This window comes from Mesorhizobium sp. M0437 (genome assembly GCF_040321335.1).
Taxonomy (GTDB): Bacteria; Pseudomonadota; Alphaproteobacteria; order Rhizobiales; family Rhizobiaceae; genus Mesorhizobium.
This window is the reverse complement of the sequence record NZ_JAMYRK010000110.1, coordinates 1-10,712: the sequence shown is the minus strand read 5'-3', so window position 1 is coordinate 10,712 and position 10,712 is coordinate 1. Positions and strand designations below refer to the sequence as shown.

Below are 10,712 nucleotides of genomic sequence, written 5' to 3'. Positions count from 1 at the left end.
GCGCTACCGGGCCATCATAGCTGCGGTCTCTTCGATTGCGTGTATTTTGGCCGGGGGTGGGGGGCCGGTAACATCGCCCACCGACCAAAACGGCGGGCGCGGCCCCGGGGTCACAGCGGGGCGCCCTTCGTGTATCGGAACGCCCAGTGTTTCGGGGCGCACCGAAACGCGTCACACGCACGATGACGAGGACCAGATGACGGTGAAGCCCCTCTACCGACGTGTCTTGCTGAAAGCGTCGGGCGAAGCGTTGATGGGCGAGCAGCATTTCGGCATCGACGTATCGGTGGTCGACCGCATCGCCGCCGACATCGCCGAGGCCCGCGCATTGGGCATCGAAGTCGGTGTCGTCATAGGCGGCGGCAACATCTTCCGTGGCCTCGCGGTTGCGTCAAAAGGCGGAGACCGCGTCACCGGCGACCATATGGGCATGCTTGCCACGGTTATCAATTCGCTGGCGCTGCGCACCTCGCTCAACAAGATCGGCGTCGACGCCGTGGTGCTGTCGGCGATCGCCATGCCCGAGCTTTGCGAAAGTTTTTCGCAGCGTCAGGCGACCGCCTACATGAACCAGGGCAAGGTCGTCATCTTCGCCGGCGGCACCGGCAATCCGTTCTTCACCACCGATTCGGCTGCAGCCCTTCGCGCCGCCGAGATCGGCGCCGATGCTCTGTTCAAGGGCACCCAGGTCGATGGTGTCTATTCGGCTGATCCCAAGAAGGACCCGCATGCGACACGTTTCGAGCGGATCAGCCATGACGAAGTCATCAAACGCGGGCTTTCGATCATGGATACGGCGGCGATTGCACTTGCGCGCGAAAACAACATTCCGATAATCGTCTATTCGATCCACGAGAAGGGTGGCTTCGGCGATATCCTGAGGGGCGGCGGCCGTTGCACGGTTGTCGCAGACGATTGACCGGACCATGAACCCGAAAGGGACCGGTTGCGGATGAGGCTCGAACAGGGCCTAAGCAGTGAACCCGGGTTAACGGGTCGAGGAGACGATGATGAGTGGCGAGTACGACGATCTCAAACGGCGGATGGACGGGGCGATCGCCGCGTTCAAGCATGATCTGGCTTCGCTGCGCACCGGCCGCGCGTCGAGCAACCTGCTCGATGCCGTCCAGGTGCAGGCCTATGGCACCACCATGCCGATCAACCAGGTGGCAACAGTGTCGGTGCCGGAACCGCGCATGATTTCGGTTTCGGTCTGGGACAAGTCGATGGTCAGCGCAGTCGACCGCGCCATCCGTGAAGCCAATCTCGGCTTCAATCCTATCGTCGACGGTACCAATCTCAGGATTCCGCTGCCCGAGCTCAACGAACAGCGCCGCAAGGAGCTGGTCAAGATCTCGCACGGTTATGCCGAGAATGCCCGCGTCGCCGCACGCCACGTTCGCCGGGACGGCATGGACTTTCTGAAAAAGGCGGAAAAGGACGGCGACATCAGTGAGGACGACCATCGCAAACGGGCCGACCAGGTTCAGAAACTGACCGACGAGACAATCAGCACCATCGACCACCTGCTTTCCGACAAGGAAGCGGAAATCATGCAGGTCTAGGGTCTGGCCACGCCTGGCCCGGAAGCGAGAATATGGCAACGCCCGCGCATGTCGCGATCATCATGGACGGAAACGGACGCTGGGCCAAGGCGCGCGGCTTGCCGCGGCTGGCCGGTCACCGCGCCGGCGTCGAGGCGCTGCGCAAGACAGTGCGCGCCGCCCCCGGCCTCGGCATCTCCTTCCTGACCGTCTACGCTTTTTCGTCGGAAAACTGGTCACGGCCGAAATCCGAAGTCAGCGACCTCATGGGCCTGCTTAAGCTTTTCATCCGACGTGACCTCGCCGAGCTGCACCAGAGTGGGGTGCGGATCAGGGTCATCGGTGACAGGGCAGGCCTGCAGCCCGACATAAGGGGGCTGCTCGAGGAAGCCGAAACGCTCACTCTCAGCAACGAGGCGCTGACACTGGTCATTGCCTTCAATTACGGCGGGCGCGACGAGATCGTGCGCACCGCGCGCAAGCTCGCAGCGGCGGTGGCGCGCGGTGAGATCGAGAGCGAGGCGATCACGGCCGATTCCTTTGCCAGCTCGCTCGATACAGAGGGCATTCCAGACCCGGAACTTGTCATCCGCACCAGCGGCGAGCTTCGGCTGTCCAACTTCCTGTTATGGCAGGCAGCCTATAGCGAACTCGTTTTCCTGCCTTGCTACTGGCCCGACTTCAGTCGCGAGCACCTGTCCGATGCACTGCGCGATTTCGCCGGCCGCGAGCGCCGCTTCGGCGGACTTGCCGCCCAAGATGTCGCCTCAGGCTGAGGAATGAGCAACCTCCAACTCCGGGTCATTTCGGCCGTCGTGCTTGCCATCGTCACGCTTGCCCTGACCTGGCTCGGCGGACTGTCCTTCCGGTTGCTTTGCGCTGCCATGGCGGCGGTCATCTTCTACGAGTGGACGCGGATGAGCCGCCCCGTTGCCCCGGCAGGTGCTGGTGCTACGGCAGGTCTCGGCTTTCTGCCCGAGGCGCTGATCGTGATCTTTATTGGTGCCCTCGTCGCCGGCCTGCCTGCGTCTTTGCTGCTGCCGCTCGTCGCGGCTCTGGTTGCTGTCACTGCCGTCGCTTCTTCCATGCGCAGGGCAGGACCGTGGGAAGCATCCGGCCTTGCCTATGCGGCCGTGTCCGGCTTGTCGCTGGCCTTCTTGCGTGACGGCGACCATTCAGGGCTGCTGGCCATTCTGTTCCTATTCGCCGTGGTTTGGGCGACCGATATCTTTGCCTATTTCGTCGGCCGCTCCATCGGTGGTCCAAGGCTGGCGCCGTCGATCTCGCCGGGCAAGACGCGGAGCGGGGCGCTCGGTGGGGTGGTCGGCGGCGTAGTGGCCGGGCTGCTTCTGGCCGCCGTAGCCGGAACGGGCAACCTCGTCGTGCTTGGCGTGGTCGCACTGGTGCTTTCGATTGTCGCGCAGGCCGGCGACCTGTTCGAATCATGGGTCAAGCGACGCCACGGCCGTAAAGATTCCGGCACGCTGATACCCGGCCATGGCGGCATCATGGATCGGGTAGATGGGCTTGTCGCGGCGGCTTTCGCCCTATACGTCATCGGCTGGATTTCCGCGACCGCCGACCATCCGGCACAGGGTCTGTTTCCGGTTTGAACGGCATCGTCGGTGGGCCGGCGCGGGGCTGCGTCATGGATTCGCCTGGATTGATGTCACAGTCGCGGCGTGATCTGTGCCGTGGATGAATTTGAGGGCATGAATTGAACGAGATTTTTCACGCGGTTTTCAGCACAGAGGGCTTTGTCCTCGGCACGCTGGTGCCTTTCCTGTTCGTGCTGACCGTGGTCGTTTTTGTCCACGAAATGGGCCATTACCTCGTCGGGCGCTGGTGCGGTATCGGCGCAAAAGCCTTTTCGATCGGTTTCGGCCCAGAGATCATCGGCTTCAACGATAGCCGCGGCACGCGCTGGAAGCTTTGCGCCATACCGCTCGGGGGCTACGTCAAGTTCGTCGGCGACATGAACGCGACGTCGAGCCAGCCCAGCTCCGAGGAGATCGAGGCGCTGAGCGACGAGGAACGCAAGGTCGCCTTCCACACGCAGCCGATCTGGAAGCGGGCGGCGACCGTCGTGGCGGGGCCGCTGTTCAACTTCCTGCTGACGATCGCCGTCTTTGCCGTGCTGTTTTCCGTCCATGGCCGGCCCGTGCTGGAGCCGATGGTGGCTGAGGTCACTGTCGGCAGTCCGGCCGCCGCGGCCGGCATCATGCCCGGCGACCGATTCGTCAGCGTCGACGGCAGCAAGGTCGAGACCTTCGCCGACGTCCAGCGTCTGGTCTCTGGCCGCGCCGGCGACAGCATCACCTTCGTCATGCTACGCGCCGGCAAGGAAATCACCGTCACGGCGACGCCGCGCTTGATGGAACAACAAGACGCACTGGGCAACAAGGTCCAGGTGGCCGTGATCGGCGTCGTCAACAACAAGGAACTCGGCCAGCCACGGCTGATCACCTATAGTCCGGCCGGGGCGGTCGGGGCAGCGGTCCAGGAAACCGGACACGTCATCCAGCGTACCGGCCAGTTCCTGCAACGTTTCGTTGTCGGTCGCGAGGACAAGTGCCAGCTGGGCGGCCCCATCAAGATCGCCAAGATGTCGGGTCAGGCGGCAAAGCTCGGCTTTGAATGGCTCGTGCAGCTTGTTGCATTCCTGTCAGTCGGGATAGGGATTCTCAATCTTTTGCCGATTCCCCCCCTCGACGGAGGGCATCTTCTGTTCTACGGCGTGGAGGCTGTCATCCGGCGGCCGGTGTCCGAACGCATGATGGAAATGGCTTACCGAAGCGGCCTCATATTGGTGCTCGGGTTCATGGGCTTTGTTTTCTGGAACGATCTGTTTGGGTGCTGAAATCATGAAGGAATTTGGCTTCGGCACGAGCAATGTTGAGACGCCGTTTACCATGCGTGGGGATATGCGTGACGCGAAAGCCACGCCGCAGGGTTAAGTAAATACAAATTAACCAGAAGCCTTGCGTGTAGGGAAAATCCGGTTAATACGGTAGGGGAAATTACCGCACGTCCGGTTTTCTCGCCGTGGGGACTTCGAGAAAAGGTACAAAAGCCCGATGAAGGCAGCATCCAAGTTTCTGAGCGCCGCGTCCGCGGTGGCTATGTCCGCCGCTCTGGTTGTACCAGGCGCGCTCGCAGTGCAGTTCGTTGCCACATCGGCCGCCGAGGCGGCTGTCGTCTCCAGAGTCGAAGTCACCGGCAATCAGCGTGTCGACGCGGACACCATCCGCAATTACGTGACGATCAAGCCCGGCAAGGCGTTTTCCAGTTCGGATATCGACGATGCGGTCAAGGCGCTGTTTGGCACCGGGCTGTTTTCGGATGTGCAGATCAACCAGGTCGGATCGACGCTGGTCATCAAGGTGTCCGAATACCAGGTCGTCAACCAGGTGCTGTTCCAGGGCAACAAGAAGCTCAAGGACAACGCGCTTGAGGCCGCGGTGCAATTGAAGCCGCGCGGCACCTTCTCGCAACAGCAGCTCGATGCCGATGTCGAGGCGGTCAAGGCCGCATACCGGCGTATCGGCCGCGACGATGCCGCCGTGACCACCCAGATCATGGATCTCGGCGACAACCGGGTAAACGTGGTCTTCAACATCAACGAAGGCGGCCGCACCCAGATCGCAGCGATCAATTTCGTCGGCAACAGCGCCTATTCGAGCCGCCGGCTGTCGGACATCATCTCCACCAAGCGTTCGTCCTTCCTGTCGTTCGTGCTGCGCGACGACGTCTATGACGAGGACAAGCTGCGCGCCGACCAGGAGCTGCTGCGCCGCTTCTATTATAATCACGGCTATGCCGACTTCCAGGTCGTCTCGGCTGTCGGCGAACTCGACGACACCACCAACAAATACACCGTCACCATCACGGTACAGGAGGGCGAGCGTTATACGTTCGGGGATGTCAGCGTCGAAAGCACGATCCCCGAGGTCGACGCCAAGTCACTTGAATCGGTGGTCGAGACCCACAAGGGCGATGTCTACAACGCCAAGAACGTCGAGGACACGATCATCGCCTTGACCGAAAAGGTCGCTGGATCCGGCTATGCCTTCGCCCAGGTGACGCCGCGCGGCGACCGCAACTTCGAGAACCACACGATCTCGGTCGTCTATACGGTCGATCAGGGGACCAAGGCCTATATCGAGCGCATCGAGATTCGCGGCAACGATCGGACGCGCGACTACGTCATTCGCCGCGAGTTCGATGTCAGCGAAGGCGATGCTTTCAATCAGGTGCTCATCCAGCGCGCGAAGAGGCGGCTGGAAGCGCTCGATTATTTTGAAAAAGTCGAAATTTCCACCGTTCCGGGTTCTGAGCCGGACCAGGTTGTGCTGGTGGTAGATGTGGTCGAGAAATCGACCGGTGAGTTCACGGTCGGCGCCGGTTATTCGAGCGGCGGTGAAACGTCAGGTCCGTCCGTCGAAGGTTCCGTCAGTGAGCGCAACTTCCTCGGTCGCGGCCAATTCATCAAGGTGGCGGCGGGCGGTGGCAAGAACTCGCGCGACTACAGCTTCTCTTTCACCGAACCCTATTTCCTCGGCCGCCGGATCGCGGCCGGCTTCGACATCTACAAGCAGAGCCGAAACTACGACCATTACGACAGCGACACGACAGGCGCGACCGTCCGCTTCGGTCTGCCGATCACCGACAACATCTCAACGCAGCTGGCTTATAATATTGCGCAAGAGAAGTACGAGTTCGACGAGGGCTGCGTTCCCGTTATCAATGGTGGCACCTGCGACGTCTCCCAGGCGATCGTAAACGGCGTTGAAGAGAGCCCATGGCTCAAGTCCTCGGTCAGCCTCGGCCTGATCTACAATACCATCGACGACATGAAGAACCCGCATGACGGCATTTATGCCAATGTCGGCACCGAAGTGGCCGGCGTCGGCGGCGATGCCAAGTTCATCAAGGTCACGGCGCGCGGCAGCATTTATCAGACGCTGTCCGAACAATTGGACCTGGTGGGCCTCATTTCGGGCGGCGCCGGCCATGTCCAAGGCTATGGCAACGGCGATCTGCGCGTCTTCGACCATTTCCAGAGCAGCGACCGTATGATCCGCGGTTTCGAATACGGCGGCATCGGCCCGGTTGCTTCGGACAACAGCAATGACCATCTCGGCGGCACCACCTACTTCAATGCCTCGGCGGAAGCGCAGTTCCCGCTGCCGGTCATCCCCGAAAGCTTCGGTTTGCGTGGCGCTGTGTTCGCCGATGCGGCAACGCTCTACGGCAGCAAAATCGCAAGTGGCCTTGTCAATTCTTCGACAACCGGCATGGAATGGCGCGCTTCCGTCGGTGTCGGTTTGATGTGGGCATCGCCTTTCGGCCCGATCCGCATCGACTATGCGATCCCGGTCAAGAAGGAAAAGACCGACGACGTGCAGGAATTCAACTTCGGCATATCGACCCGCTTCTGATGTGCGGGCAATGATGCTTCCGGCTCGTTTGGATCCGGATGGCAGTGATCCGACACTACAGCGCAGCGCGTCCTATCGGACGCGCAAAGGACGTTGTAGCATTTTGATTTGCGCATGATCCTTTCCGAGGGTCGATTTCCGATTTCGGGGTCATGCGCTAGCTGGATATTGCTTCTGGAATGACCGATCCGGTGTTCTTCGCGCCCTCACGCCGGTATACGGCCGGCGAAGTCGCGAATCTGACCGGCTCGACGCTTGTTGATTCCGGTCTCTTCGATGTATCGATCGAGGCTCTGGCGCCCGCCAACGAAGGCGGCGAGAACGCCCTTGTCTTCGTCGATGGCAGGCGCAATTTCGCCCTGATGCAGTCACTGCGGGCGGCGGCGGTTCTCTGCCCTGCCGAATTTGCCGGCAAGGCGCCGGCGGGCATCGCGGTGCTGGTGCATCCGCGCCCGCAGCAGGCCTTCGCAATGGTCGGGCGTCTGCTTTTTCCGGCGGCTGCAACGCCTGGACCGATGACCGGCGAAACCGGTATCTCGCCGCACGCCCATATCGATGCGACCGCCCATGTCGAGGCCGGCGCGATCATCGAAGCGGGTGCGATCATCGGACCTCGCGCTGCCATCGGCAGCGGGACCGTCATTGCCCCGCATGCGGTCATCGGTCCGTCCTCGCAGATTGGCCGCGACGGCTATGTCGGTCCAGGTGCCAGCGTGCAATATGCGTTGATTGGCAATCGCGTCATCATCCATGGCGGTGCCAGGATCGGCCAGGATGGCTTCGGTTTCGTGGCCGGCGCCAAGGGTCCGGAGCGGGTTCCGCAGATCGGCCGCGTCATCATCCAGGACGACGTCGAGATCGGGTCGAATACGACCGTCGATCGCGGCGCCATGTCCGACACGATCATCGGCCAGGGCACCAAGATCGACAATCTGGTGCAGATCGCGCACAACGTTCGCATCGGCCGCAATTGCATTATAGCCGGGCTTTCGGGTATTTCCGGTTCCGTGACGGTAGGCGACAACGTCACCATGGGTGGCGGTGTCGGCCTTGCGGATCATTTGACCATCGGGTCCGGGGCCAAGCTTGCGGCAAGAAGCGGGTTTATGAGCAATGTGCCTGCCGGTGAGATTTGGGGAGGATATCCGGCGCAGCCGATGGCGGAAGCCATGCGCGAGATAGCGGCCTTGCGCAGACTTGCACGGACGCGCAAACAGGGTGAGGGGGGAAATGGCTGACATCGCAGCGGCGACGCTCGAAGCGGTTGACATAATGCGGCTGATGAAGCTCCTGCCGCACCGCTATCCGTTCTTGATGATCGACCGTATTGTCGACATAGATGGCGACGAATCCGCCGTCGGCATCAAGAACGTCACCATAAACGAGCCGCATTTCCAAGGTCATTTCCCCGACCAGCCGGTCATGCCCGGCGTGCTGATCATCGAGGCGATGGCGCAGACGGCCGGCGCCATCTGCATCCGCAGCCTTGGTACGGAAAAGCCGTCGCTGGTTTATTTCCTGACCATCGACAATGCCAAGTTCCGCAAGCCGGTCGTTCCAGGCGACCAGCTGAAAATTCATGTGAAGAAAATCAAGAAACGCGGCAATCTTCTCAAATTCGCTTGCGAGGCCCTCGTCGATGGCGCCAAGGCGGCGGAAGCCGAGATCTCGGCGATGATGGTCGCAAGCGGCTGACAAACGAATGCTAATGAAAATCCAGACAGTCATCCATCCATCCTCGGTCATCGAGGCAGGCGCCCAAATCGGCGAAGGCGCCCGCATCGGGCCCTTCTGTCACGTCGGCCCCGACGCCGTGATCGGCGACCGCGTCGAACTGGTCAGCCATGTCTCGGTGATTGGCGCGACCACCATCGGTGCATCGACCAAGGTCTATCCGATGGCGATACTGGGCGGGCCGCCGCAGAACACCAAGCACAAGGGCGGCCGTACCACGCTGGTGATCGGCGAGAACTGCACGATCCGCGAAGGTGTCACCATGCATGTCGGCACCGATTCCAGCCGCGGCGAGACGACGATCGGCGACAACGGCAATTTCCTTGCCTATGCCCATATTGCCCATGACTGCGTGGTCGGCAAGAACGCCACCTTCGCCAATCAAGCGACGTTAGGCGGGCATTGCGAAGTCGGTGACAATGTCTACATCGGCGGCCTTACCGCAGTTCATCAGTTTGTCCGCATCGGCGATAACGCCTTTCTCGGCGGTTGCTCGGCGATCGTCGGCGACGTCATTCCTTACGCCATCGCCGTTGGCAACCGTGCCAGCCTTCGCGGCCTCAACATCATTGGCCTGAAGCGCGCCGGCCTGCCGCGTACGGAGATCCACTTGCTGCGCAAAGCCTACAAGACGATCTTCGATCGCTCCCGGACCGTCGGCGAAAACATCGAATTTGCCAAGGCGGAATTCGCCTCGTCGCCGACTGCCATGAAGATCGTCGACTTCATCGCCGGTCGCGGCAAGCGGCACTACGCCGTGCCGTCCCTCAAGGGTAGCGACGGCGACGATACCGATGATGAAGACTGAGGGCAGATGACGAAGATTGAGGCTGCCGGAAAAGGCCTTGATCTCGCGCCAGATGCCAAGGTCGGCATCATCGCCGGCGGCGGCAGTCTCCCGGTCGAAATTGCCCGAGCGCTCGCCCGGCAAGGCAAATTGCCCTTCGTCGTGATGGCGGCCGGCGAGGTCGATCGCATAGCCGATTTCGAGCCCTATGAGCAGGCAACCTTGAGGCTGGAAGACGTCGGCTCGCTGCTGCCGATCCTTAAGCGGCACCACGTCACGCATCTCGTAACCGCGGGTCATATCACGCGCCGCCCCAGGCTGAGCGCCATGCGCCTCAATTTGGGCCTGCTCGCGTGGCTACCCAGCCTCTTCGTCGGTGTAACCCGGGGGGACGATACGGTGCTGAAACTGTTCGTGCGCAGGATCGAGCGCAGCGGCATCAAGGTCGTCGGCGCTCACGAGATCGTGCCGGAGCTGGTCGCCGCCGAAGGCCTGCTGACCAAGGCGGCGCCACGCAAATCCGACTGGCGTGACATCGAGGCGGCGCACGCGGCGGCAAAAGCCATCGGCGCGCTGGATATCGGCCAAGCGGCTGTTGCGGTCGGCGGCCGCGCCATTGCGTTGGAAGGCGTCGAAGGCACCGACGGGCTGCTCGAGCGGACAAGGGAGTTGCGCGGGCACGGCAGGCTGGCCGGCGGGAGCCGCGGTGTTCTGGTCAAATGCGCCAAGCCCGGTCAGGAACTGCGTGCCGATCTGCCCTCCATCGGCCCGCTGACAGTCGAGGCCGCGCATGCCGCCGGACTGGCCGGCATTGCCGTCGAAGCCGGTCGCTCGCTAGTGCTCGAAGGTCCCGCCACCATCGGACGTGCCAATACGCTCGGCCTGTTCGTGATCGGCCTGCCTGCTGCGGAGCCGGCGCATGGCGAATGAGCGGCCGTTGAAGATAGCCATCGTCGCCGGCGAGGAGTCCGGCGACCTGCTTGGCGCCGACCTTGTGCAGGCGCTCAAGCGCATGACCGGGCGCGAAGTTCGGCTTGTCGGCATCGGCGGCCGCCATTTGCAGGCGCTCGGCCTGGCGCCATTGTTCGACGGCAGCGAGATCGCACTGATGGGGCTTAGCGCCATCCTGCGCGACCTGCCGCGCCTGAAACGGCGGATCGGCCCGACGGCAAACGCGATTGCCGGTGAAAAGCGGGATTGCCTTAT

10 protein-coding genes and 1 pseudogene are annotated in these 10,712 nt (G+C 62.1%); all 11 read left to right on the top strand.

From position 1 onward, the window contains the following. The first annotated feature begins 196 nt into the window (after window positions 1–196). Window positions 197–919, top strand: a complete 723-nt coding sequence (pyrH, locus tag NKI72_RS32785) for a UMP kinase (RefSeq protein WP_352851985.1) — start codon at window positions 197–199, stop codon at window positions 917–919. Window positions 920–1,010: 91 nt separating this feature from the next. After that, window positions 1,011–1,565, top strand: coding sequence for a ribosome recycling factor (gene frr, locus NKI72_RS32780; RefSeq protein WP_084640965.1), 555 nt, complete (start codon window positions 1,011–1,013; stop codon window positions 1,563–1,565). Between the two features lie 32 nt (window positions 1,566–1,597). Continuing rightward, window positions 1,598–2,320, top strand: a complete 723-nt coding sequence (locus NKI72_RS32775; protein ID WP_023674936.1) for an isoprenyl transferase — start codon at window positions 1,598–1,600, stop codon at window positions 2,318–2,320. 3 nt (window positions 2,321–2,323) lie between these two features. Then, on the top strand, window positions 2,324–3,157 hold the full coding sequence (locus NKI72_RS32770) for a phosphatidate cytidylyltransferase (RefSeq protein WP_352835842.1): 834 nt from the start codon (window positions 2,324–2,326) through the stop codon (window positions 3,155–3,157). A 104-nt stretch (window positions 3,158–3,261) separates the two neighbouring features. Next, window positions 3,262–4,404: an RIP metalloprotease RseP gene (gene rseP / locus NKI72_RS32765; RefSeq protein WP_023674938.1), complete on the top strand. Its 1,143-nt coding sequence runs from the start codon at window positions 3,262–3,264 to the stop codon at window positions 4,402–4,404. A gap of 217 nt (window positions 4,405–4,621) precedes the next feature. Beyond that, complete coding sequence (gene bamA, locus NKI72_RS32760; protein WP_352474279.1) at window positions 4,622–6,985, top strand: outer membrane protein assembly factor BamA; 2,364 nt, start codon at window positions 4,622–4,624, stop codon at window positions 6,983–6,985. Between the two features lie 179 nt (window positions 6,986–7,164). Next, entirely contained in the window at window positions 7,165–8,223 is a 1,059-nt protein-coding gene (lpxD, locus tag NKI72_RS32755; RefSeq protein ID WP_352474278.1) for a UDP-3-O-(3-hydroxymyristoyl)glucosamine N-acyltransferase, read from the top strand. Then, window positions 8,216–8,680: a 3-hydroxyacyl-ACP dehydratase FabZ gene (gene fabZ / locus NKI72_RS32750; RefSeq protein WP_352502391.1), complete on the top strand. Its 465-nt coding sequence runs from the start codon at window positions 8,216–8,218 to the stop codon at window positions 8,678–8,680. The genes lpxD and fabZ overlap by 8 nt, the downstream gene beginning before the upstream one ends. 13 nt (window positions 8,681–8,693) lie before the next feature. Further along, complete coding sequence (gene lpxA / locus NKI72_RS32745) at window positions 8,694–9,527, top strand: acyl-ACP--UDP-N-acetylglucosamine O-acyltransferase (protein ID WP_352540563.1); 834 nt, start codon at window positions 8,694–8,696, stop codon at window positions 9,525–9,527. 6 nt (window positions 9,528–9,533) lie between these two features. Further along, entirely contained in the window at window positions 9,534–10,436 is a 903-nt protein-coding gene (locus NKI72_RS32740) for an LpxI family protein (protein ID WP_352540562.1), read from the top strand. Beyond that, window positions 10,426–10,712: pseudogene (locus NKI72_RS32735) on the top strand (lipid-A-disaccharide synthase); the annotation flags it as partial. The gene NKI72_RS32740 and the pseudogene NKI72_RS32735, both read left to right, overlap by 11 nt.